This window comes from Vibrio parahaemolyticus (genome assembly GCF_900460535.1).
GTDB classification, from domain to species: domain Bacteria; phylum Pseudomonadota; class Gammaproteobacteria; order Enterobacterales; family Vibrionaceae; genus Vibrio; species Vibrio parahaemolyticus.
Genome location: NZ_UHIL01000001.1, coordinates 606,706 through 632,042, shown reverse-complemented (window position 1 = coordinate 632,042; position 25,337 = coordinate 606,706). Strand labels below are relative to the sequence as shown.

The window sequence follows — 25,337 nt, the reverse complement described above, 5'->3', positions numbered from 1 at the left end:
TGATGTTCATAAACCTATGCAGGCAATTCGTTTCAGTCTGTTGCGGCCTTTGACTAATGGCATGCGCTATCGGTTGGGCTAAACGTACCCTGTCATGGATGACCAAACGCTTATTCTTATTGGTGTAAAGTGCGGATATTTCTTTTTGGCAGACATGTTTCAAGAGGAGTTACTGGATGAAAAAGCCATTGCTTGCGCTAACCGTTCTATCTTTAAGTTTGAGTTCTATTATCACGCCGATAACGGCCACGGCAGCACTGCCTCTAAGTGTTGATGGCCAGCAATTACCAAGCCTAGCCCCGATGCTAGAAAAAGTGACCCCAGCAGTCGTGAGCATTGCGGTTGAGGGTAAACAAGTTCAAACCAGTCGTATTCCGGAACAATTTCAGTTCTTCTTCGGCCCTGACTTCCCGATGGAGCAAACTCGAGAGCGTCCATTCCGCGGATTGGGCTCTGGCGTCATTATTGATGCCCAAAAAGGGCACATCGTCACTAACTATCATGTGATAAAAGGCGCGGATGAAATTCGAGTGCGCCTCTATGACGGCCGCGAGTACGATGCAGAACTCGTTGGTGGTGATGAGATGGCAGACGTCGCATTGCTGAAATTAGAAAAAGCGAAAAATCTAACTCAGATTAAGATTGCCGACTCTGACAAGTTACGCGTCGGCGACTTTACTGTTGCTATCGGCAACCCATTTGGTCTCGGCCAAACCGTCACCTCGGGTATCGTTTCTGCACTGGGTCGTAGTGGTTTAAACGTGGAGAACTTCGAAAACTTCATCCAAACCGATGCCGCAATCAATAGCGGTAACTCTGGCGGTGCATTGGTGAACCTTAACGGTGAGCTGATCGGTATTAACACCGCCATTTTGGGACCAAATGGCGGCAACGTCGGGATTGGTTTTGCCATCCCATCGAACATGATGAGAAACCTCACTGAGCAGATTTTAGAATTTGGTGAAGTAAAACGTGGCATGTTGGGCGTTCAAGGTGGTGAAGTGACCTCTGAGCTGGCAGAAGCACTGGGTTACGAGTCAAGTAAAGGGGCATTCATCAGCCAAGTCGTGCCTGATAGCGCAGCGGACAAAGCGGGTCTAAAAGCCGGTGATGTGGTTGTATCAGTTAACGGTAAGTCAATCGACACTTTCTCTGAGTTGCGCGCCAAAGTCGCCACATTAGGAGCAGGTAAGAAGATCACGCTAGGCGTTATTCGTGATGGTAAGAGCAAATCGTTTGACGTGACTCTTGGCGAGTCCACCAACATGAAAGCCAAAGCGGAAACGTTGCATGAAGGCCTAAAAGGAGCAGAGTTAAGTAACACTACACCAAGTGATGCAATCCAAGGGGTAAAAGTCTCCAGTGTTGCAGAGAATTCACCTGCCGCGCAATACCAGCTAAAACAAGGTGACATCATTATTGGCGTCAATCGTCAACGAGTGAAAAACCTTGCGGAGCTTCGCTCTATTGTTGATAAACACAAAGGTGTGCTTGCACTAAATATCCAACGCGGGGAACGCACTATCTACTTGGTGATTCGATAGTCTCTAGCCTCTAAAATCAGGGCAAAACCAGACGATTGATCCATCACTCTTGGTGATGAAGCTCGAAGAGTTAATCTTACTATCAATCTGATTATTAAAAGGGCAGTGCGATCACGCACTGCCCTTTTGTTATTTTTCAATGTAATGCTATTCTTCACCTTTCTATGCCATTTTGGCGCTCATGCATGGAGAGGATATGCTTAGCTTTTTATTACGTTCTGTCTTTTTAGGCTTAGCAACCGCTGCCGTTGTACTGCTCGCAGTTCCATCATTGCGCAATAACGTTATTCCTGTCGCGCTCGACCAACAACCGAAAAATATCGCATCTCTTGAATTGTCGTTTAACCAAGCCGTAAGAAGAGCGGCGCCAGCGGTTGTGAATATATACAGCCGAAAATACGTTGAAAACGATCGCAGTAAACTCTCGACACAAGGGCTGGGTTCTGGGGTTATCGTCAGCGAAAAAGGTTATATCATTACCAACTATCACGTGGTAGCTCAAGCAGACCAAGTCGTTGTTGCATTGCAAGATGGTCGAGCTGCTGCCGCTCAACTTGTTGGCACCGACAAACGCACGGACATTGCCGTTTTACGAGTTGAAGGTTCTAACCTACCTGTCATCCCATTGAATTCTGAATACAAACCTCAGGTTGGTGATGTCGTTTTAGCGATTGGTAACCCATACAACTTAGGGCAAACCACGACCTTCGGCATTATTTCCGCGACAGGTCGTTCTTCTATTAGCGATGGTCGTCAAGCCTTCATCCAAACTGATGCTGCAATCAATGAAGGTAACTCGGGCGGCGCATTGGTGAATACTCAAGGTGAATTGGTGGGCATCAACACCGCGTCTTTCCAGCAGGCAACCGATCTTGAAACCTACGGTATCTCATTCGCAATCCCTGCCCCACTCGCCAGCAAAATTATGCAGAAAATCATCGCTGATGGTCGTGTGATTCGCGGCTACATCGGTATTGATGGGCAAGACATCAATGCAGTGACGGCCCGTTTACTAGGAAACGAGCACATTGGCGGTATCGTTGTTTTAGGTATCGACCCAAATGGTCCAGCAAGTGCCGCAGGCTTTGAAAAACAAGACATCATTATCAGTATCGATGGCAATAAAGTTCAGGGCCGTCAAAGCGTGATGGATATCGTCACGGATTTACGCCCAGGCACTTCTGTCGACGTTGGTATCATTCGTAAAGGCAAGGAAATGACTCTAAAAGTCACCATCGCCGAAGACAAACAAGAAGCATAAAAAAATCCCAGCCAATGGCTGGGATTTTTGTTTCTATTCGTTTTATTCGCTTTCGCTCGATTCTTCAGTACTGCTCGACTCACCAAGCTCAACGTCAATTCGCGTCACTCTCTGTAAGCCTCTTGGCAGCAGACTACCTCGGCGACCACGCTCACCACGGAAGTTCTCAAGATCAGCAGGTTTCAAACCTAGCTTGCGCTTACCAGCGTACAAGGTTAAAGAAGCACCTTGCGGCAACGCGATTAAGTGGGACAACACTTCTTCACGCTCTTTCGCTTTAGCTGCTGGGATATTGATGATTTTGTTACCTTTACCTTTCGCTAATTGCGGCAAGTCTTTAATTGGGAACAACAACATACGCCCTTGGTTGGTAATCGCGAGAATCTCATCCGAATCCAGATCGCCGACTTCTTTTGGCGTCATCACTTCAGAATTTGCAGGCAACGTAACCAACGCTTTACCGCTACGGTTCTTCGATAGCAAATCAGCGCCTTTACACACAAAGCCGTAACCAGCATCGGAGCCCACCAGCCATAGCTGATCTTCTTCGCTCATGATCACCTGACGAATACTGCTACCCGCCGTGATATTCAAGCGACCAGTAATCGGCTCACCTTGACTACGTGCTGATGGCAACGAGTGCGACTCAAGCGAGTAACTTCGACCATCACTGCCAAGGAAGACCGCCGGCTGACTGCTCTTACCGCGCGCATGCGCCAAGTATTTATCGCCTGATTTGTAGTTCAAGCTTTCCGCATCAACATCGTGTCCTTTCGCATGACGAACCCAACCTTTCTCAGACAGAACAACGGTAATTGGCTCACTTGGTACTAGGTCACGCTCAGTCAGTGCTTTTGCTTCAGCACGTTCAACTAAAGGAGAACGACGGTCATCGCCGTATTTCTCTGCGTCGGCTTTAATTTCTTTCTTAAGCAGTGTGTTCAGACGACGCTCAGAACCAAGCAGCTGCTCTAGCTTCTCACGCTCTTTCTCGAGTTCGTCTTGTTCACCACGGATCTTCATCTCTTCTAGCTTCGCTAGATGACGAAGTTTGGTATCCAGAATCGCATCGGCTTGAATATCGGTAATACCAAAGCGTTCCATCAACACCGCTTTTGGATCGTCTTCGGTACGAATGATCTCAATCACTTCATCTAGGTTGAGGTAAGCAACTAACAAACCTTCTAAGATGTGTAGACGAGCCATCACCTTGTCTAAACGGTATTGCAAACGACGACGCACGGTACTGCGGCGGAACTCAATCCACTCAGATAGGATCTGTACGAGACCTTTCACTTGAGGACGGTTATCCAAGCCAATCATGTTCAAGTTAACACGGTAGCTACGCTCTAGATCAGTAGATGCAAACAAGTGGTTCATCAGCAAATCGCAATCGACGCGATTCGAACGTGGCACGATTACGATACGAGTTGGGTTCTCATGATCCGATTCGTCACGAAGATCTTCTACCATTGGTAGCTTCTTCGCACGCATTTGGTTTGCGATCTGCTCAAGCAGCTTCGAGCCAGACACTTGATGCGGAATCGACGTGATGACGATGTCTGACCCTTCTTTATGCCATACCGCACGCATCTTGATGCTGCCACGGCCGTTGCGATAGATCTTTTCAATTTCCGCTTGAGGCGAAATAATCTCCGCTTCTGTCGGATAATCTGGACCTTTCACAAACTGCATAACTTCAGGCAATTCTGCTTTCGGATTGTCGATCAGATGGATAGTTGCGTCAGCCACTTCACGAACGTTGTGAGGTGGGATATCTGTCGCCATACCAACCGCGATACCTGTTACGCCATTCAACAAGATATGAGGTAGACGTGCTGGCAACATTTGAGGCTCTTTCATCGTGCCATCAAAGTTTGGTTGCCATTCCACAGTGCCCTGACCTAACTCACCCAGCAATACTTCTGCAAACTTCGACAGTTTCGCTTCGGTATAACGCATTGCCGCGAAAGATTTCGGGTCATCCGGAGCACCCCAGTTTCCCTGACCATCAACCAGTGGGTAACGGTAAGAGAATGGTTGCGCCATTAATACCATCGCTTCGTAACATGCAGAGTCACCGTGCGGGTGGTATTTACCTAACACGTCACCAACGGTACGTGCAGACTTTTTGTATTTTGCTGATGCCGAAAGACCAAGCTCCGACATCGCGTAAATGATGCGTCGTTGAACCGGTTTTAAACCATCGCCAATGTATGGCAATGCACGGTCCATGATTACGTACATCGAGTAGTTCAGATAAGCGTCTTCAGTGAACTTGCGCATTGGCAACTGTTCAACGCCATCGTAGGTAATTTCTGTAGACATCCGTTAAACCTCTGCCAAATCGCCGTTGTTTTGTAGCCAAGAACGACGGTCATCTGCGCGTTTTTTACCTAGCAGCATGTCCATCATTTCCATAGTGGCTTCAGAGTCGTCGATCGTAAGTTGAACCAAACGACGCGTGTTCGGATCCATTGTGGTCTCGCGTAGCTGAATTGGGTTCATCTCACCCAGACCTTTGAATCGTTGTACGTTGATTTTGGCTTTCTTTTTCGACAAACGTTCTAGAATGCCATCTTTTTCATCGTCATCAAGGGCGTAGAAGACTTCTTTACCACAGTCGATTCGATACAGAGGCGGCATTGCCACATAGATATGACCCGCTTCAACGAGCGCGCGGAAGTGACGAGTAAACAAAGCACACAATAGCGTTGCGATGTGAAGACCGTCCGAGTCCGCATCGGCAAGGATACAAATTTTACCGTAGCGTAGGCTATCAAGGTTGTCGCTGTCTGGGTCGATACCCAACGCAACCGAGATGTCATGCACTTCTTGAGACGCCAGAACTTGATCGGCAGAGACTTCCCATGTGTTTAGGATCTTACCACGCAGTGGCATTACCGCTTGGAATTCACGATCTCGGGCTTGCTTCGCGCTGCCACCCGCCGAGTCACCCTCCACGAAGAAGATTTCGGTGCGATTTAAGTCTTGTACGGAACAGTCTGTTAGCTTACCTGGCAAGGCAGGACCCGATGCGACTTTCTTACGTACGACTTTCTTGCTTGCGCGCATACGACGGTGCGCGTTAGCAATACACACTTCCGCTAGTTGCTCTGCAAGTTGAGGCTTTTCGTTTAGCCACAGACTGAATGCATCTTTTACCACACCAGAGACAAACGCAGCGGTTTGACGCGAAGAGAGACGCTCTTTAGTCTGACCAGCAAACTGTGGATCTTGGATCTTAACCGACAACACGTACGAACAACGGTCGAAAACATCATCGCCCGTTAGCTTCACACCACGTGGTAGCAAGTTGCGGAATTCACAGAACTCACGCATCGCATCCAACAAACCTTGACGAAGACCATTTACGTGTGTACCACCCTGAGCTGTTGGGATAAGGTTCACGTAACTTTCGGTGATCATCTCGCCGCCTTCTGGCTGCCAGATTACTGCCCAGTTTGCTGCTTCTGTGTCTGCAGAGAACTCACCTGTAAACGGTTCTTCTGGTAGTACTGGGTAACCTTTTACGCCTTCGGCTAGATAGTCTTTCAAACCATCTTCGTAGTACCACTGGTAGTCTTTGTTGTTTACTTTATCGGTAAACGTAATTTCTAGACCTGGGCAAAGTACCGCTTTCGCTCGTAGGTTGTTCACCAAACGAGTTACAGAGAAGTTAGCTGAATCGAAATACTTCGCATCCGGCCAAAAGTGCACGCTAGTACCGCGATTGCGGCGACCACATGTGCCCGTTACAGTAAGGTCTGATACTTTGTCACCGTGCTCAAAAGCAATTTCGTACACTTGACCATCACGACGTACCGTCACTTCAACTCGCTTAGACAGCGCGTTTACTACTGAGATACCTACACCGTGCAAACCACCTGAAAACTGGTAGTTTTTGTTGGAGAATTTACCACCCGCATGGAGCTTACATAAGATCAGCTCAACACCAGATACTTTCTCTTCAGGGTGGATATCAACAGGCATGCCTCGACCATCATCGATCACTTCTAGTGATTGGTCAGCATGTAGGATGACTTGTACTTTTGAGGCATGTCCGGCTAGCGCTTCATCGACACTGTTATCGATAACTTCTTGGCCCAAGTGGTTTGGGCGCGCTGTATCCGTATACATCCCTGGTCGGCGACGTACTGGCTCAAGGCCATTCAGTACTTCAATGGCACCAGCATTATATTGTTCAGTCATAATACGGAATTGTTCTCAAAGTTTACTTGTTACCCAAGTCTTACCTATCGGTAAGCACATACTTAGGAAACGAAAAAGCTACCCTGTCAGCATCGTTAAGTGTTTATAAATCTGATGCATAACAACGTAGCCAGGGTCGATGACCCTTAAGATCTTTAGGCAAAACATAGTCGGAAAGCATACCGCCTATGTCAAGAAACAGTTGGATATATCAATAAAAACTATGAGCCTATTCCAATCGTCTCATTAGTATTACAGTTCAAGGAATTCGATAATCTTAGCAGGATAACGCTCAAAGCCTACAAAACTGTGATCACCGCCTTGTTCTACCGTTTGCTTAGCTTTTGCAAACTTATCTACCGCTTGGCGATAGTCTAAAACCTCGTCTTCGGTTTGCTGCAACAACCAGAAAGAGTGTGGCGACGCGATGCTTTGTACATCAAGAGCTTTTAACTCGTCAATATGACAAGCTTCAAGTGTATAGGTTTCATGCGTGTATGGGTTGGTTTGCTCCCCCAAATAATCAACAAGCAACTCATAAGGTTTAACTGCAGGGTTCACGACAACCGCTTTAAAACCGTACTTAGCGTTTAACCACGTCGACATGTAACCACCAAGCGAGCTACCCACTAAGCCAATGTTGTAGTCGTCTTTGTATTGCTCAACAATATCCAACAACAATTGAGCCGCTTGTTCAGGAAAGCAAGGCAATTGTGGGACGATGACTTTGATGTCCGGGCGATGCTGCGCGCAATATTCTCTCATTAAATTGGCTTTCATTGAGAGCGGTGAGCTGTTGAAACCGTGGATGTACAATAGAAGTGAAGGTTTACTCATAGAAGTCTCGCATGAAAAAGCGAGCCCGAACTTAGAGCTCGGGCATCATTAATATCCGTTGGAAGAGAAATCTGGCTGGAATTGGCCTTCTGGTAAACGGTCGACATGGGTTGTGATGTCGCCGTTGGTGTGCAGTTCTAGCTCACGCCAACCAGGGGATGTGGTATCAAGCGCGAAATCATCGGAATTCGGCTTAAACTGGACACACGTTGATGGTGTTGCCATCACTCGAATACCTTTGTGTATTACGTTCATGTCTTGATGAACATGCCCACACAAAATGCCTTTTACATTGTCGAATCGATCCACAACTTGCCAAAACGCTTCTGCGTCTTTCAACGTATGCTGATCAAGCCAAGCGCTCCCCACCAGCAAAGGATGGTGATGCAATAAAACCAGTGTATGACGCTCAGGAAATTCCGTTAATTTCTCTTCCAAAAGAGTCAACTGCTGATCGCTTAAACGCCCATGAGGCACGCCTACTACTTGAGAATCAAGCAAAATCAATTGCCACTTTTCACCCAGCAACACATGTTCTGCCGCTTGAATTTGTGGTGAAGGTAACACACTGCCCATATTGGGTTTGTAATCGTGATTTCCCGGCAGCCAATAACAATCCTTTTGCAGCGGCGCAATGCCATCAGCAAATCGTTGATAAGACTCGGCGCTATGATCCTGTGAAATATCGCCAGTCGCTAAAATGTAATCAAACCCCACTTTGCGGCGCAAAACTTCGTTAACCACAGCAGAAAAGCTGTCGGCTGTTTTTACGCTCAGCAAACTTCCCTCATCTGCAGCGAACAGATGAGTATCCGTGATTTGTAAAAGTTTGATGCTGTCATTCGATGATTGCAAAATGAAAACCTGATTCGTTCACTCTATAGTTTCTTGTTATTTTCCTTGAATGACGTGACGATCAATTGAAGGCAAGCGGCGTTCTACTAATGCCACTTCGTAAACAAAACGTCAGCCATTCACCAAGGAACGTATTAAGTTGATGCTTTTCATCTCTCTGCATCAACTGGTCATTGGGATAATCATATTTAGCTTTAATGCGTGAGAACTCTCCGCTTGAGCATACTTCAGCCACTCTCGCATCGTGATAAAGCCTGACAGACATCGTCGGCAAAGGAAACACTGGCGTTTCATCACTCTGACATATCTCAACAACTGTGGTGTATTTTGTGATTTCATTCACGGTCAGTTGGTAAACCATGTTCGCCGCTTGATAGCAACGTACATCCCCAACCTCAGCAGAGACAGGCAGTAAGGCATTTAACTTAGCGTAATTGGTCTCATAGGTTCTCATCAGACCCGCTAAATCAACATGATATCGCTGTTTTTCAGCCACCTGCGCCATTACTTACTCTCCACTATTTGGGGATATCCCCATTGTGACCTCAACTCTTGATGGTTTAATTGCAACCATTGCAACGCAATAATAGAAGCACCATTCTCAAATATTCCGTCTTTCACCCATTGGTACGCTTGCTCACGACTTAGCACATGAACTCGAATGTCTTCATCTTCATAGTCTAAACCATGAATGCCGTGCGCTTTAGAAGCATCAACTTCACCAACAAACACATCCAGTTTTTCAGAGCATCCACCGGAAGAAGGATAATAAGACGTGACTGATGCCACTCGCCCTACGGTAATGCCTGCTTCTTCTTCGGCTTCACGGCGAATCACCTCTTCTGCGGATTCATCGCGATCGATCATACCGGCGACAATTTCTAGCTGCCAAGGGTGTTCATGTTCCAATGCACCAATGCGGATCTGCTCAATGATAACCACTTGATCCGTTTTAGGATCGTAGGGCAGCATTGCTGCGGCATGGCCACGCTCGAACATTTCTCGTTCGACCACGTCGCTCCAACCACCAGCGAATAGCTTATGCTTAAAACGGTACTTCACCATTTTAAAGAAGCCTTCAAACACAGATTCTTTCGAGATGATTTCTACGTCTCGTGAAGTAAACTCATCTTGTCGTTTGTCACACTGTTGCATTCAACACCTCTCTGAGTGAATCTTGTAGTTTACTCATTGTTAATCACTTGCTCAAAGGACTTGGCTCAACTTTTTGTACAATAGTTATAATTTATTTTAAGTCTGAGTCAAAAATTTATTGCACAGATGGATAATTACGTGTAAAAAAGTGCAAACTTTAGAGTAAATATCGTTCAAATTGAGTTAAACTACTGAGAATTAACCAATCTATTGACCGCGGGAATAGAAAATGAAAAAATTGCTTCCACTATTTATCAGTGCAGCGCTAGGTGGCATAAGTTCTTCTGCATGGGCAGATTCTTTAGCTGAAATCTACGACTTAGCAAAGCAAAATGATCCACAATTGCTCAGTGTAGCAGCACAGCGTGACCGAGCTTTTGAAGCAATCACCTCTAGCCGTAGTGCTCTATTACCACAAATCAACCTAACAGCGGGTTACAACCTGACTCGTGGCGATACAGAATACGATTCAAATCTTATTAGTGACGTGTCAAACGACTCAAATGCCCTAACTGCTGGCGTTAACTTCTCGCAAGAACTTTACAACCGCGCATCTTGGATCACATTAGATACTGCTGAAAAAAGCGCTCGCCAAGCAGATGCTACTTACGCAGCAGCACAACAAGGTTTGATCCTTCGTGTCTCTCAAGCGTACTTCGAAGTATTGCGCGCTCAAGACAATCTAGTCTTCGTTCGTGCAGAGAAAGCAGCTGTTGGTCGCCAACTAGAGCAAACAAAACAACGCTTCGAAGTTGGTTTGTCGGCAATCACTGACGTTCACGACGCACAAGCTCAGTACGATGCAGTACTAGCGGATGAAGTGTTGGCAGAAAATGACCTGATCAACAGCTACGAATCGCTACGTGAAATCACAGGTCAAGAACACAAAAACTTAAACGTTCTTGATACTAACCGTTTCTCTGCAACACGTACGAACAGCCCTGCTGAAACGTTGATCGATGAAGCGAAAACGAAGAACCTTAGCCTATTGTCAGCTCGTATTTCACAAGACATCGCGCGCGACAACATCTCGCTAGCTAGCTCTGGTCACCTACCAACACTGTCTCTAGACGGTGGTTACAACTACGGTGATACTTCAAACAGTGCTCGTGATAACACGACGGATAACTTCAATATTGGCGTTAACCTAGCAGTGCCACTTTACACTGGTGGCAACGTGACATCACAAACCAAACAAGCTGAGTTTGCGTACGTTGCAGCAAGCGAAGATCTTGAAGCTCAGTACCGTAGCGTAGTGAAAGATGTTCGTGCACAAAACAACAACATCAACGCTTCTATTGGTGCGTTAAAAGCGTATGAGCAATCGGTAGTTTCAGCGAGATCTGCGCTAGAAGCGACAGAAGCTGGTTTTGATGTAGGTACTCGTACTATCGTTGATGTTCTAGACGCAACTCGTCGCCTATACGATGCGAACAAAAACCTTTCAGACGCTCGTTACAACTACATCCTGAGTGTTCTTCAGCTTCGCCAAGCGGTTGGTACACTAAGCGAACAAGACATCTTGGATGTGGATGCAGGTTTGAAACCAGCGAAATAACGTTCAGTTATACAATGAAGTTAAAACGCCAGTTGATTCTTCAACTGGCGTTTTTTGTTGTCTATCATTCGATGCAAATTACCTAACATTGTACGCCTAGCGATTATCTCGCAAATGCATTGCTATACCAGAACGTAGAACAGCAAGCATAAAAAAACAAAAAGGCCGCTTTGCAGCGACCTTCCAGATAGTGTTGTTCAAAGCAGTAAGGCTTAGCCTTTGCCGCCTTTAATTGCATTGATGATTTCGCTGGTTGAGCAACCATCTTCAAAGTTCAAAACACGAACTTCACCACCTGCTGCAATCACTTCTTTACCACCGGCAATCTCTTCTGGTTTGTAGTCACCGCCTTTAACTAACATGCTTGGCAGCACTTCAGAGATCAGACGCTGTGGCGTATCTTCACTAAACGGTACAACCCAGTCAACTGCACCTAAACCTGCCAATACTGCCATACGGCGATCGGTTGGGTTTACTGGACGACCAGGGCCTTTTAAACGCTTTACAGACTCATCGGTATTTACTGCGACAATTAGGCGATCACCTAGCTCAGCAGCATGGTTAAGGTAAGACACATGACCAGCGTGAAGAATATCAAAACAGCCATTGGTCATGACGACTTTCTCGCCACGAGCACGTGCTTTTTTCACCGCTTCGATCAGTGCTTTTTCTGAGATGACACCAAAGTCGGTATCTTGACTGCCATGAACCGCTTCTGCCAATTCAATTTCAGACAGCGTCGACGTACCCAGTTTACCCACGACAACGCCAGCAGCTGCATTAGCAAGTGCACACGCTTCTTCAAAGGATTTACCTGCCGCAACCGATGCTGCAAGTACAGAAATCACCGTGTCACCAGCACCTGTTACGTCGTAAACTTCTTTCGCTTGCGTTGGTAGATGGAATGGCTCTTGGCCACGACGAATCAACGTCATACCGTGCTCACTACGTGTTACCAATAGCGCTTCAAAATCAAACTCTTCAACAAGTGCCAGAGCTTTCTCTACCAGCTCTTGATCCGATTTCACTTTACCGACCACATCTTCAAACTCTTTCATGTTTGGTGTCAGTAGAGTTGCACCGCGGTAACGTTCAAAGTCCGCACCTTTAGGATCAATGAAAACAGGAATATTCGCTGCTCGCGCTTTCTGAATGTACGCTTGAACGTGCTCTAGAGAGCCTTTTGCGTAGTCAGACATGATCACCGCTTTCACGTTTGGTAGCGCTGCATCCATACGAGACAGAACCGGGGTCGCGTCGGTATTCTCAAACTTATCTTCGAAGTCAAGACGGATAAGTTGCTGGCCACGGCTCATAACGCGTAATTTAGTAATGGTTGGATAATCAGGCAGCGCAACAAAATCACACTTCACGTTCAATGCGCTGAGTGTTTCCGTTAGCACTTTTGCTGGCTCATCTTCACCAGTTAGACCAACAATGTGAGCATGACCACCTAGTGACGCGATGTTCATCGCAACGTTCGCAGCACCACCCGGACGCTCTTCATTGTTTTCTACTTTTACAACAGGTACTGGTGCTTCTGGCGAGATACGTCCAGTTGGGCCATACCAGTAACGGTCTAGCATGACATCACCGATGATGAGCACACCAGCGCTGTTGTAATCAGGTAGAATTGGTTTCATTATTGGTCTCCAAAAATTAAATCGTGGTGAGTTTAGCACAGCCTTTTTCTAGGCTGAACCTTGAGCACTACTTCTACTTAGGCGAACCACTGGTTCCATGCTTGCTTCACCCATTCTCTTTCTGCAACAAACTTATCTTCAACCACATCTGCATCCAAATTAAGTAGGTTTCTGTGATGTATTTCGTTACGCATCGTCGTGTACGCGCGTATCAGTTGCATCGCTTGGTTTTCCTCCATGACACCTTGAGCAATTAGCGTTTCATATATTCGGACATTGTCACACCAACGCGTAAGCTTAGGTTTCTCGTGACTATAGTGAAGCACCAAATATTGAGCCAGAAATTCGATATCGGTAATACCACCGACGTCTTGCTTGATCATGAAGCGACCAGATTTCTTACCGCCTAAATGATCGCGCATTTTTTCACGCATCTCGACGACTTCTTTTTTCAACGTTTGCTCATCACGCGGTTTACACAACACATCATGACGAGTGTTATGGAAAGCAATCGCCAATGGTTCATCACCATAAATCATGCGAGCGCGCACTAAAGCTTGATGCTCCCAAGTCCACGCATCTTGATGTTGATAATCATCAAACGCATCGGTTGGACTCACCAACAGGCCGGACGCCCCAGAAGGACGTAAGCGAGTGTCCACTTCGTATAAAATACCTGATGCGGTGCGGGTTGAGAAAATATGGATGATGCGCTGTGCTAAACGAAGGTAGAACTGGCGGCCGTCAATTTCCTTCTTACCATCGGTGTATACATTAACTGGGCAGTCGTGCATAAAGACGATATCTAAGTCTGAGTTGTAGCCCAACTCCCATCCACCGACTTTACCATAACCGATCACGGCAAAGCCTTTGCCCTCACGATCTTTCACGTGTGTTGGCTCGCCGTATTTTTCAGACACTTGAAGCCACGCTTGGCTGACCACCGCTTCAACAATGGCTTCTGCTAGATAAGTTAAGTGATCACTTACTTTCATGACTGGCAGCACGCCAGCGATATCCGCTGCGGCAATACGCAGAATACAAATTTGCTTAAACTGACGCAGCGCTTCCATTTGCTGCTCCATATCATCTTCGGGAATACGGGCAAGGAAATCGCGCAATTCCGTGCGATAGCTATCGAGTGGAATTGGGTTGTACAGCTGTTGAGGATCTATCAACTCATCCAGAAGGATTGGATAACGAGACAACTGTTCGGAAATCATCGGACTTGCGGTACACAAGCGCACTAACTGCACCAATGCGGCAGGGTGTTCATCCAACAATTCTAAGTACGTCGTGCGCGTGCAAATATTGTGCAGTAAGTGCAGCACTCGCGGTAAACCAAACTGTGCATCAGGGTGGGCAAACACCGCGTCAAACACTTTTGGCATCAAGCGATTTAAGACTTCTCGCCCACGGGGGCCGAGCGTTTTCTTGGCCAAGTCGGCTTTAAAGTTGATGATAGCTTTAGAGAATATGGCGGGCTCTTCAACTTGAATATCCTGCTCTAAAATCAGCTCTAGCACATCTTGTTTATTGGCCATATCCCATAATTCATGGAAATGACGAGCAATCGTGCTGCCCTCATCTTCTTCGTCGTCACCAATCAAGGTTTCAAATACTTGATGCACTTTATTCATGTGCTGCTGAGTTTGTTCGATGAGCAGATCCCACGACTCTAGCTGCATCGCAGTTGCCAGTTTTAAACGCTCAATGTCGCAATCGGGCAGCGTTTGAGTCTGCTTGTCTGCCATTGCTTGCAGTAGATTTTCTAGCTGGCGTAAATATTTATATGCCGCTTCCAGATTGCTGACTTCTTGCGGGGTTAACAGTGCAAGCTCTTCAATACCACTTAGGGTTTCGAGCAAGCCACGATTGCGCAAAGATGGCTCTCGCCCGCCACGAATCAGTTGGAAAACTTGCGCGATAAACTCAATTTCTCGAATACCACCAGCGCCCAGCTTGATGTTGTTGGTTAAACCGCGACGTCGCACTTCACTGCTGATCATTGATTTCATACGGCGCAACGACTGAATCGCACTAAAGTCGATGTAACGACGGAACACAAACGGACGCAACATTTTGCGTAGCTCTTGATATTGCGGATACATTTCGCATCCCATCACGCGCGCTTTGATCATCGCGTAACGTTCCCAGTCTCGTCCTTGCTCTTGGTAGTAATCTTCCAACGCAGCATAGCTCATGACCAACGGGCCGCTTTCTCCAAATGGACGCAACCGCATGTCGACGCGATAACAAAAACCATCAAACGTCTGTTGATCGAGTGCTTTGATGATCCGCTGACCAAGACGAGTAAAGAACTGCGCATTGGCGATACTGCGGCGGGCACCTTGGGTTTCGCCGTTTTCAGGGTAAGTAAAAATCAGGTCGATATCGGAAGAGAAATTCAGTTCGCCGCCACCTAGCTTGCCCATCCCAATGATCAACATCGGTTGAGCTTCACCCTCTGCATTTGTTGGCGTTCCCCACTCTGCGCAGCAAATTTTGTATTGCCATTGGTATGTCTCAAAGATCATCGCCTCTGCCAATTGAGACAAATGCCGTAATGACTCTTCAAGTGTCCAAGCATGTAAGAAGTCTTTCCACGCGATGTAAACCATTTCTCGATTTCGGAACTGACGCAGAACGCGATGACCAGACATTTCATCTGGGCATTCTGCCAATAAAGCGGCCAGACGGGTGCGATAAGCTTGGTGTCGGCTAAGCTCACTTAACATCGTTGGTAACTGCTGCGCGAGAGCCTCGTCACGGTGAATGGTTTCCGTAATAAACTGGCTCAACGCCGAGACGTAATGAAACTGCTCTACGACCTCATTTGGCCATGATTGAAGGTAACCCGCTTCTTGGGCATTTTGAACGGCAGATTCGGCGACAGAGACCAGTGACGAAGGCAGCTGCATGTTTCTTCCTTGTGTGAAAAGCACGGTGATTCATTCTTTATACCAGACTTAAAGCAAATAAAAACGCCCACAAAAGGTTTGTGGGCGTTTTATCAAATCCAATTCGCTTTATACGCTAAATGACTTAATCTTCTTATCTAGCTCTTCGGCGTTACTTTGCATCATTTCAGAGGTTTCCAGTAACTCTGTGACCACCACGACCGATGCTTCAACCAGCTCACGAACGTTCGTCAAGTTCTGGCTCATTTCTTCCGCTACACTGCTTTGTTGTCCTGAAGCGGTGGCTATTTGGAAGTTCATGTCGTTGATTTGTGTTACTTGAGCAACGATGCCATCAAGCTCACTACCCGCGTTAGAAACCAGTTCCACGCCTTCAGCCGCTTCGACAACACTTTTCTCCATTAAATCAACCGCAGAAGTCGCGCTGGCCTGTAGCTGAGTGATCATTTCTTGAATTTCCACCGTCGCTTGTTGCGTGCGCTGCGCAAGGTTACGAACTTCGTCCGCCACCACAGCAAAGCCACGCCCAGCTTCACCAGCACGCGCCGCTTCAATCGCCGCATTCAAAGCAAGCAAGTTGGTTTGTTCAGAGATACCTTGAATCGTACCCACTACGCTACCAATCGACTCCACACGCTCTTCGACTTGGTTTACGGCTTGTGCAGAAGAAGCAATATCTGAAGATAGCTCGCTCATTTTCGCCACTGTGCTTTGCAAGAACTGTTGACCCGTTACGGCTTGCGTGGAAGCCTGTTCCGTCAAAGAAGAAGCTGTTTGAGCATGATCAGCCACCGTTTGTACGGTCGATGACATCTCGCTCATGGCCGTCGCCAGTTGGTCAATCTCGTTGAACTCTTCTTGCGCCGACTCTTTAGTTTCTGACATACTCAATGTCATCACTTCCGTCAGTGTCGCTAGCTCGTCTGAGGCGTTGATTTGCATTTGAATCACGTCATGCAGTTGGCGACGCGTTTTCTCTAGCTCTCGTGCCACATCTCCGTATTCATCTTTACAGTCCATACCAAACGGTACCGACAAGTTTTTGCTCGCCATTAATTTGATGGCTTCATTGAGATACTGAGTTTGGCGCAGCATTACGCGTGCGGCGGCCAATAGTAAAGCCACAAAAACGACGATAAGTAGCGCGGTCTGCCACACTACTTGAGTCAAATACGCTTCATAATGTTGTTGAGCAACTTGCGCATTTTGAGTGGCTGCTAAAAGTGAATCGTAAAATGTGTTTGCGTCCCAAAGTTGTTTTGCCACGATCAGAACGGTACTGAATACCATCAACATGACCATTTTCGGTACAAGTCGAATGTCGGATATGACCCTTTCCCATGGCTTGAATGCCAGCTTTTCCATTGTCAGTTCTCCACTGAGTCTTATATAGTTTTTACATCTCTTATAGTTATGTTTGCGCTTGGGTTCTATCACGCGATTTATTTCGAGCTTCGTATGAAAAATAATGATATCAAAGACAGCACTCGACCGATGGGCCTGTTGTCACTAATCTTGTCCTTTATGGCGTTATTTGTGATCTCTGGCCTGTTGTTTTTTCCAATCGATAACGAAACCCGTCAAGTTCTTATCGGTCTGGATTTTATAATCTGTAGTATTTTTCTATTGCAGCTCACCATTGATTTGATCCGCTCCACAGATCGACGTTCATTTATTAAGCTGCATTGGATAGATTTTGTGGCCAGCATCCCAATGATCGAGCCATTACGCTTTGCTCGCATCTTTCATATTTTGCGCGTGGTGTTGGTGCTGCGCTCTTCAAAGTTCATTCTGCATCAGCTCAAAGAAAACCGCCGGGAAACCACTGTCGCGTCCATATTGCTGTTGATGGTGATCCTCATAACGCTCGGCTCCACCGCCATGCTGTTTATCGAAGCCAAAAACCCAGCTGCGAACATCCGTACTGGAGCTGATGCTTTGTGGTGGGTCTTTGTGACCATCTCCACTGTGGGTTATGGCGATCATTATCCAGTGACCTCTGGAGGAAAGTTTTTAGCCGTCATCATCATCGTTTGTGGAGTGGGGATCTTCGGTATGATCTCTGGTGTGATTACGTCGATTTTAACCGCTCCGACTAAACAGCAAGATCACCGTTCTAAGAACAAAGAGCGGATGTTAGAACAGCTATTAGAACAGCAAGAACAAATCCTTGAGCGACTAACTCTTATCGAAGAGGAAATGCAGCAACGCAAAATTCAGACAAAAAAATAGGACCTATCGGTCCTATTTCTCTTTAAATTAATGAAGATAACGCTACTTTGCGCTCGCTTATCTTATTTTTCACGCCAGTACGGCTGAGTCTCTACGCTGATTGCTCTTGTTTGATCCATTGCATGAAGAATCGAACGCTCTTGGCGGTGCAGCCAACGCTCTAGCTGTTCTTTCTCTTCATTTTCCAGCATATCGACCAAAGGCAATAGATGGTTCAGCATCAACAGATCATCAATGCCATGCACTAAGTCAGCCCAAGGAAGGCGGAAGCTATTACGCTCGTCGAAGTTGTACAAGCTCGCAAAACCAATTCCAGTGTAAAGGTTACGCAGCAGACGGTAACGCTGATCCACATACTCTTGCGCAGACAAATCACGCTCTGCAGGGAAAGCTTCCATCAGCTCTGCCCAAGTGCGATCCAATTGCGTCACAGAAAACGGCATGATGTTGCTTGCCATCTTCTCGCGCGCTTTCTCATCCAAGAATGGCTGCCAGCCACGCGCTAAGATCCAGCGGCTAAGATCCAGCAGTAATCCTGTGTAACGCGCCGAACTCAACAATGTCAGCATCTCTTCACGACTTGGCAACTCTTCCAACTGTTGAGTCAACTCAGAGACAAGGAACTTACGCGCGTCAAGTTTGCGCAATACGTTACCTTTATCATCAAGCAACTCTTCAAGGTGAGCATGTTCATCAAGCCAAACGAGCTCTTCTTCTAACCACTTCAATTCTTGGCGTAAGATAGCGCTCGCACGACGAGGCACTACGCCACCAAAAATGGTCAATGTTTGGCGAATAAAACGAATGGCGTTACTGATTTCACGCAGCGCTTCCACACTGTCGCGCTCTGAGTAAATTTGTTCGTGGTAATGCCAATGCGATAAAGCATGTTCAAGTGAATTGATTAAGCAGTATTCAACGGTGTCTGTTTTGTTACTGTCCACTAAAGAAAGCGGCTTCACTTCGTCGCCAGTGTAACCAGTCGCTAAACGGTAGCCTTTTGCGGCTTTGCTCAAGTTACCCAGACGCATCCCACCTTGTTCGCAGAAACTGCGCGCCAAAGTAAATAGTGCATCGGTCTGGCCAGATTTGAGTTCAAGTTCGACTTCACAAATCGGTTCTTGTCTCTCTTCTCCGTCTTCCCCTTGCGCGACAACCATGCCTTGGTCAAACGCGACCTCTACTTGGCTGCCATCTGGCATACCAATCAGCCACTGCTCACGCGTGAAGTTGGTCGAAAAAAGCGGAACTAACTCGGATTGTAGAGTCGCGACATCTTTGCCTGACGGCCAGATATCGGAAGGATGAAGCGAAAGATCCGGTTCATTATTTGTGTGCTCAGCATTGTATTCTGGTCTTTGATGTAAGCCTGCGACAACGCGTCCTGCGGTTTTTACGGTTTGGACGAAAACGTCATCAAAACGGCGAATTCTTAAACCAATGTCGTGCTGTCTTAGCCAATTGTCGGCTGTATCAAAATAGGTGTTACCCAAGTCACGACAACTATGCTGAAGTACTTTTGTTTCAGAAATTTTTGCTCGTAAAGTTTCTGAAAATTCAGGAGAAACAAAAAACTTCAGTTCTATCTCGGTTTCCATAGCTATACCTTTCAAAGCAGATAGAAACAGGATATTGCCTAATTTCTCGCACGGCAAGAAAGAAATATCACCCGAATGATGATCTAAAACAGTTTTAATGAGCCATTTAATGCGTTAACATGCGCGCCTTTATAGCCATCGTTCAACATTTCGCCAAGAACTAAGAAATGGTGTATGTTTTTTTAAGGTTATAGTTATTAGGTTGAATGACCATGCCAGTAAATACAATTATGGGGTTATTTGCAAAGTCCCCAATTAAGCCTTTGCAACGCCACGTTGTGTGTGTCAACGAATGTTGTTCACACCTGGTGAAGTTCTTTGAAGTTTCTTCAAAGGGTGACTGGGAAAAAGCATCTGAGATCCGTGCACAAATTTCTCATCTAGAGAAAGAAGCGGACGTGCTAAAACGTGAAATCCGTCTAAAACTGCCTCGCGGTTTGTTTATGCCAGTCGATCGTACTGACATGCTTGAGCTTCTGACTCAACAGGACAAACTTGCTAACCTGGCAAAAGACATTGCTGGCCGTGTATATGGTCGACAACTTGTCATTCCTGAGGCTCTCCAACCAAACTTCCTCGCTTACGTTCAACGTTGTCTTGATGCTGCTAACCAAGCGCAAAAAGTAATCAATGAACTTGATGAACTGCTAGAAACCGGCTTCAAAGGCCGCGAAGTGACGCTCGTCGCTGAAATGATTCATCAGTTGGACGTTATTGAAGATGATACCGATGCCATGCAGATTGAACTGCGCCAACAACTGATGGCGATTGAATCTGAAATGAACCCTATCGATGTCATGTTCTTGTACAAGATTCTTGAATGGGTAGGTGGTATTGCCGACCAAGCGCAGCGCGTAGGTGCTCGTTTGGAAGTGATGCTATCTCGATCTTAAAACATAAGTTAACGACATAACGAAGAGCATAATGAACACGTGTCAGATGGACGATGACTATTTTCACCGTCTTATGGTTTGGCGCGCGTAAAATTTTGCTCCGCTTGTTATAAAACAACTAGGTATTACGATGGATATCCTTGCGAACTACGGCACTGTCCTGATTATTGTTGCAGCGATTTTTGGTTTCATGATGGCGATTGGTATTGGCGCGAACGACGTTGCTAATGCGATGGGTACATCAGTAGGTTCAAAAGCGCTAACCGTAAAACAAGCTATCATCATTGCGATGATCTTCGAATTTGCGGGTGCATACCTTGCAGGCGGTGAAGTAACCGACACTATCCGTAAAGGTGTTATCGAAACATCTCTCTTTGCTAGCCAACCAGACATTCTTGTCTTCGGTATGATGTCAGCACTTCTTGCTGCTGGTACATGGCTACTGCTTGCTTCTTACATGGGCTGGCCTGTATCAACGACTCACTCTATCATCGGTGCAATCATCGGTTTTGCGTGTGTGTCTGTAGGTACTGAAGCGGTTGACTGGAGCAGCGTTCAAGGGATTGTCGGTAGCTGGATCATTACTCCGGTTATCTCAGGCTTCTTTGCTTACGTCATTTTCGTCAGCGCACAGCGTCTGATTTTTGATACTGAGAACCCACTATTCAACGCAAAACGTTTTGTTCCTGTTTACATGTTCATCACGACAATGGTGATTGCACTTGTAACCATCAAAAAAGGTCTGAAGCACGTTGGTCTTCACCTGACTAACGGCGAAGCGTGGATGTGGGCAGTAGCGGTATCTGCACTTGTTATGGCTGGCGGCTACTTCTACATTCAGAAAAAATTCGCTAACCGTGAAGAAGACCGCAGCTTTGCTGGCGTAGAAGGTATCTTCAGCGTTCTAATGGTAATCACAGCTTGTGCGATGGCATTTGCTCACGGCTCAAACGACGTAGCAAACGCAATTGGCCCTCTTTCTGCAGTAGTATCGACTGTTGAACATATGGGTGAGGTTACAGCGAAAAGCACTATCGCATGGTGGATTCTTCCATTGGGCGGTATCGGTATTGTTGTCGGTCTTGCAACAATGGGCCACAAAGTAATGGCAACCGTTGGTACAGGCATCACTGAACTAACACCAAGCCGTGGTTTTGCTGCTCAGCTTGCAACTGCATGTACGGTTGTATTGGCATCAGGTACTGGTCTGCCAATCTCTACCACTCAAACACTGGTTGGTGCGGTTCTAGGTGTAGGTTTTGCACGTGGTATCGCGGCGCTAAACCTAGGTGTAGTACGTAACATCGTGGCTTCATGGATTGTTACGCTACCAGCAGGTGCACTATTGGCTGTCGTATTCTTCTACGGCATTCAAGCGATGTTCTCTTAATACATCCGTCAATAGAATGTAAGCGCTTTGTCATTATTGACTCAAACGCACAGAAAGGGAGGCTTTGCCTCCCTTCTTTGTTGCACCGAACTTTGAAACTGCATACTATTCGTCTATTTCCGGCTCCAATCATTCGGTGCCAACGCTGTATCCAAGAAAATCGTTAAGGGATTTACTGTGAAAAAACTAATCATCACGGTTTTGTTTACTTTGCTAGCAGCACCAGCGGCACTAGCAGCAAACCGTTATATTTCTGATGACCTATTCACTTTCATGCACTCAGGTCCAAACAACACTTACCGTATCATTGGCAGCATTAACGCTGGCTCTAAAGTTCAGCTTTTACAAGCCAACAAAGATACAGGCTACACGCAAGTTCGTGATGACCGCGGCCGCACTGGTTGGGTACAAAGCAAGTTTGTGACAAATCAAGAAAGCATGGCAATTCGCCTTCCTCGTATTGAGAAAGAGCTGTCAGAAGTGAAAGAACAGCTAGCAAATGCTCGTCAAACTTCTGATACCGAGAAAGCGGGTCTAGTAACATCACTAGAAACTCGTAACCAACAAATTACAGATCTAGAGAAAAAATACTCTGAGATCAGCGACCAGCTCACTTCTGTTGAAACAGAAAACCGTGAACTTCGCGCCAAGCTGGATACACAAAAAGATGACATGCTGCTTAAGTACTTCACTTACGGTGGCGGTGTAGCCGGCCTTGGTCTTTTATTTGGTTTGATTCTTCCTCATATCATTCCACGCAGAAAGAAATCACCTGCAGGTTGGGCATAACTGCCCCGCAAACTACCGGTTTGCACATAGCGGATACGAAAAAGGCCACATTCATGTGGCCTTTTGCTTATCTAATGGTTTCACGCGAGAGTACTAACCATTCCATTCGTAAAGCGCAGGGATTCGGATTTGCTCACCTTGGAATTCGACAATGACAGCCTGCGGCTGAATCTCTTTCAGCGTGACTTGTCCATCCACCACATCCCCTTGGTGATACTCCACGTTATTGATTTTCACCCAACGACGATTGGCATCACTGGCATACATGTGCGTTTGCAAATTAAGGGCTGGAAGACGTCCTTGCCACTGCTGCGCATTGCGCTCCAAGTCATTCACCTGTGACGGTGCAGAAGTCGGCGCATCGTTTTGAGACAGCGCATTTTCCACTTTTTTGGCGAGATCTGGAGACAAGGAAGACAAGTCTAGATCATCCAATGACAAACCTAAGTCGTCACGACGATGCGTAGATGCAGTGCTCGTGACGGGAGTAGCCGTTGTCAGATCTGGAGCCTCACCCTCGTTGGCATACTCGGAGGGTTGCAAGAATGTCCCAATGTCGCGAGATAATTCGGCACTCGGCCATTCTCGTGGCAGTTGAGCAAGATCCGTTGATTCTGGATAATCTAAAACTTCAAATGGTTGTACGACTTCCGCCACCACTACCTCTGGCGTAACCGCTTGAGCCTCTGGCGTAAGCAAATCTAAATGCCACGCAACCGCAATCGCTGTCACGCTAATAGGCACAAGAAAGAGTCCAACATGTTTGATGACTGACATTACGCCTCCTCCTTGTTAATGCTTGCTAGTGTTGGCGCATTAGGTTGCACACTTTGTTGTAAGCGCTCTAACGTGCGATGACCCGCAATGCCATCCACACCGATGCCCTGCCAACGTTGGAACAGTTCCACTCGTTCTTTTAACGCACCGTCAAAAATGGACGTTTCCAATGGTGATTCACTGACCGCTTTGGCAAGCAATTGGTCAAGCACTTCGATCGCCGGCCCTTCCATATCTAAACGCAACGTCTCTTTAAGCGGCGATTGCCACAATTCAATGATGTTGCCCTGCCACATTGGTTTCAGCCACGAAACAGGCAAACGTAGACGCTGTTTGCCATTAAGTACTTCTACTTGGTCGTTGCCAACCGCATACAAAATCACGTAACCAACATCGCCTTGATAATTCAGCTCTAAAATAACCGGTCGATTTTGCTGCATCAGCAAGGGCCACGTTGCCATTTTTCTTTCACAACGCATGGTGGATTGAGGCTCAGACAAGCAAAGATTATCGCGCACTGATGCTCGATATCCCCAAAGGCGGTAAAGATCATTCACGGCAAGATTGGATTGTTTCTGCGCCAACAGCATATCGCGCTGTACATCAGTTAGCTGCTCACTTGCCATAAGAGGAGCAGGAGTAGACGAAGACGCAGCAACGGGTACTTCCGACATCGGAGCCTTTGGCTTCATTGGCATGTAATTTATTGCAGCCCAGCCGACACCAACCGCTGCCATTACACCAATAGCAGCCGATCCCCACGCTGGCCATGTAAATGATTGACGAGGTTTATCTTGCTGGTAAATGTCTGCCTGAAACTGCATGACTTCTTCGCAGGCTTGTTGCACCGTCTGTTTATCGACAACGACACTGCCCTGGTGATAACTCATATTCAATGCTTTATCACAAATCAGGTTGATGAGACGCGGAATGCCATGGCTATACTTCGCAATCAACTTACTGGAACTGCGATGAAACAGTTGCTGATCGCCACCAGCCGTGTGCAAACGAAACGCGATGTAATCCGCAGTCTCTTTCTCATCAAGAGGTAACAGATGATAACGGCCAGTGATACGCTGTGCGAGCTGACGCAACTGCGTAGTCTGTAACAAGCGTTGTAACTCTGGCTGCCCTACCAACAGCACTTTAAGCAGCTTTCTGGTATCGGTTTCTAAGTTCGTTAACAAGCGCAGTTGCTCAAGTACATCGGCAGCAAGATGCTGAGCCTCATCAATGACGAGCAACGTCTGCCAACCCACCTTGTGGTTACGCAGCAAATAATGATGTATGACTTGGTTTAGCTGTTTTAACGTCGCATCCTGCGGATAAGAGATCTTAAATTCATCGCAAATCGCTTCTAGCAGATCTCGGCTCGAAAAAGTCGGATTGAGAATCAGCCCCGCTTTGGTGCTTTCATCTAAATTCGCGAGCATGGCTTTGGCCACTGTCGTTTTGCCTGTTCCTACCTCACCGGTCAGCATGGCAAAACCACCGCCGTCGCCCAATCCCGCATTGAGGTGCGTGATCGCTTCTTTATGACGTTGGCTTAAATACAAATAACGTGAGTTTGGAACAATCGAAAACGGCTGTTCAACAAACCCAAAAAAGTCCTTATACATTAGGATCTCCAGCTAAAAACCCATCCCAAAAGAATCAAATATGATGTAAACAT

At 46.6% G+C, this 25,337-nt stretch carries 19 protein-coding genes; 7 read left to right on the top strand and 12 right to left on the bottom strand.

The window, feature by feature from the left end; all coding sequences use genetic code 11:
* Positions 1 to 176: 176 nt before the first annotated feature.
* Together DYB02_RS03305 and degS are read left to right on the top strand one after the other, a co-directional pair.
* A complete protein-coding gene (locus DYB02_RS03305) occupies positions 177 to 1,544 on the top strand; it encodes a Do family serine endopeptidase (protein WP_005457169.1) in 1,368 nt (455 codons plus the stop codon).
* Positions 1,545 to 1,740: 196 nt separating this feature from the next.
* Entirely contained in the window at positions 1,741 to 2,805 is a 1,065-nt protein-coding gene (gene degS / locus DYB02_RS03300; RefSeq protein ID WP_005490480.1) for an outer membrane-stress sensor serine endopeptidase DegS, read from the top strand.
* A 42-nt stretch (positions 2,806 to 2,847) separates the two neighbouring features.
* Here the strand turns inward: degS and parC are convergent, their stop codons facing one another.
* From parC to nudF, 6 genes are all read right to left on the bottom strand, one after another.
* Complete coding sequence (gene parC, locus DYB02_RS03295) at positions 2,848 to 5,133, bottom strand: DNA topoisomerase IV subunit A (protein WP_005482017.1); 2,286 nt, start codon at positions 5,131 to 5,133, stop codon at positions 2,848 to 2,850.
* A gap of 3 nt (positions 5,134 to 5,136) precedes the next feature.
* Positions 5,137 to 7,017 (bottom strand): DNA topoisomerase IV subunit B, encoded by a 1,881-nt coding sequence (gene parE, locus DYB02_RS03290; protein WP_005457157.1) that lies wholly within the window; start codon positions 7,015 to 7,017, stop codon positions 5,137 to 5,139.
* Between the two features lie 252 nt (positions 7,018 to 7,269).
* Entirely contained in the window at positions 7,270 to 7,854 is a 585-nt protein-coding gene (gene yqiA, locus DYB02_RS03285; RefSeq protein WP_024703389.1) for an esterase YqiA, read from the bottom strand.
* Between the two features lie 48 nt (positions 7,855 to 7,902).
* Positions 7,903 to 8,709 carry a 3',5'-cyclic-AMP phosphodiesterase gene (cpdA, locus tag DYB02_RS03280; protein WP_017449192.1) on the bottom strand — a complete coding sequence of 269 codons (807 nt, stop codon included), beginning with the start codon at positions 8,707 to 8,709 and terminating at the stop codon, positions 7,903 to 7,905.
* Between the two features lie 61 nt (positions 8,710 to 8,770).
* On the bottom strand, positions 8,771 to 9,214 hold the full coding sequence (locus DYB02_RS03275) for a DUF1249 family protein (RefSeq protein WP_005482022.1): 444 nt from the start codon (positions 9,212 to 9,214) through the stop codon (positions 8,771 to 8,773).
* Positions 9,214 to 9,864, bottom strand: a complete 651-nt coding sequence (gene nudF / locus DYB02_RS03270; RefSeq protein ID WP_005497056.1) for an ADP-ribose diphosphatase — start codon at positions 9,862 to 9,864, stop codon at positions 9,214 to 9,216. The genes DYB02_RS03275 and nudF overlap by 1 nt, the downstream gene beginning before the upstream one ends.
* A gap of 229 nt (positions 9,865 to 10,093) precedes the next feature.
* Here nudF and vpoC point away from each other — a divergent pair, with 229 nt between their 5' ends.
* Positions 10,094 to 11,422: an efflux RND transporter outer membrane protein VpoC gene (vpoC, locus tag DYB02_RS03265; RefSeq protein ID WP_005455451.1), complete on the top strand. Its 1,329-nt coding sequence runs from the start codon at positions 10,094 to 10,096 to the stop codon at positions 11,420 to 11,422.
* 212 nt (positions 11,423 to 11,634) lie between these two features.
* On the opposite strand, the gene hldE is transcribed toward vpoC, so the two are convergent.
* The 3 genes from hldE to DYB02_RS03250 form a co-directional block, all read right to left on the bottom strand.
* Positions 11,635 to 13,065: a bifunctional D-glycero-beta-D-manno-heptose-7-phosphate kinase/D-glycero-beta-D-manno-heptose 1-phosphate adenylyltransferase HldE gene (gene hldE / locus DYB02_RS03260; RefSeq protein WP_005497052.1), complete on the bottom strand. Its 1,431-nt coding sequence runs from the start codon at positions 13,063 to 13,065 to the stop codon at positions 11,635 to 11,637.
* Positions 13,066 to 13,142: 77 nt separating this feature from the next.
* Positions 13,143 to 15,986 carry a bifunctional [glutamate--ammonia ligase]-adenylyl-L-tyrosine phosphorylase/[glutamate--ammonia-ligase] adenylyltransferase gene (gene glnE, locus DYB02_RS03255; protein WP_029805585.1) on the bottom strand — a complete coding sequence of 948 codons (2,844 nt, stop codon included), beginning with the start codon at positions 15,984 to 15,986 and terminating at the stop codon, positions 13,143 to 13,145.
* A gap of 108 nt (positions 15,987 to 16,094) precedes the next feature.
* Positions 16,095 to 17,351, bottom strand: a complete 1,257-nt coding sequence (locus tag DYB02_RS03250; RefSeq protein WP_005455439.1) for a methyl-accepting chemotaxis protein — start codon at positions 17,349 to 17,351, stop codon at positions 16,095 to 16,097.
* 48 nt (positions 17,352 to 17,399) lie between these two features.
* Between DYB02_RS03250 and DYB02_RS03245 the strand changes: the two genes are divergently transcribed.
* Positions 17,400 to 18,218: a potassium channel family protein gene (locus tag DYB02_RS03245; RefSeq protein WP_005455438.1), complete on the top strand. Its 819-nt coding sequence runs from the start codon at positions 17,400 to 17,402 to the stop codon at positions 18,216 to 18,218.
* 62 nt (positions 18,219 to 18,280) lie between these two features.
* Here DYB02_RS03245 and DYB02_RS03240 read toward each other — a convergent pair whose 3' ends face one another.
* Complete coding sequence (locus DYB02_RS03240) at positions 18,281 to 19,816, bottom strand: CYTH and CHAD domain-containing protein (protein WP_020840070.1); 1,536 nt, start codon at positions 19,814 to 19,816, stop codon at positions 18,281 to 18,283.
* A 212-nt stretch (positions 19,817 to 20,028) separates the two neighbouring features.
* On the opposite strand from DYB02_RS03240, the gene DYB02_RS03235 reads away from it, so the two are divergent.
* The 3 genes from DYB02_RS03235 to DYB02_RS03225 all read left to right on the top strand — a co-directional run bounded on the left by DYB02_RS03235 (position 20,029) and on the right by DYB02_RS03225 (position 22,888).
* Positions 20,029 to 20,709 (top strand): TIGR00153 family protein, encoded by a 681-nt coding sequence (locus DYB02_RS03235; protein WP_005479163.1) that lies wholly within the window; start codon positions 20,029 to 20,031, stop codon positions 20,707 to 20,709.
* A gap of 130 nt (positions 20,710 to 20,839) precedes the next feature.
* A complete protein-coding gene (locus tag DYB02_RS03230) occupies positions 20,840 to 22,099 on the top strand; it encodes an inorganic phosphate transporter (protein ID WP_005479165.1) in 1,260 nt (419 codons plus the stop codon).
* Between the two features lie 177 nt (positions 22,100 to 22,276).
* Positions 22,277 to 22,888, top strand: a complete 612-nt coding sequence (locus DYB02_RS03225) for a TIGR04211 family SH3 domain-containing protein (RefSeq protein ID WP_005455434.1) — start codon at positions 22,277 to 22,279, stop codon at positions 22,886 to 22,888.
* Between the two features lie 93 nt (positions 22,889 to 22,981).
* Here the strand turns inward: DYB02_RS03225 and DYB02_RS03220 are convergent, their stop codons facing one another.
* Positions 22,982 to 23,665, bottom strand: coding sequence for a general secretion pathway protein GspB (locus DYB02_RS03220; protein ID WP_029806485.1), 684 nt, complete (start codon positions 23,663 to 23,665; stop codon positions 22,982 to 22,984).
* Positions 23,665 to 25,284 carry an ExeA family protein gene (locus DYB02_RS03215; protein WP_029806486.1) on the bottom strand — a complete coding sequence of 540 codons (1,620 nt, stop codon included), beginning with the start codon at positions 25,282 to 25,284 and terminating at the stop codon, positions 23,665 to 23,667. The genes DYB02_RS03220 and DYB02_RS03215 overlap by 1 nt, the downstream gene beginning before the upstream one ends.
* Between the last annotated feature and the right edge of the window lie 53 nt (positions 25,285 to 25,337).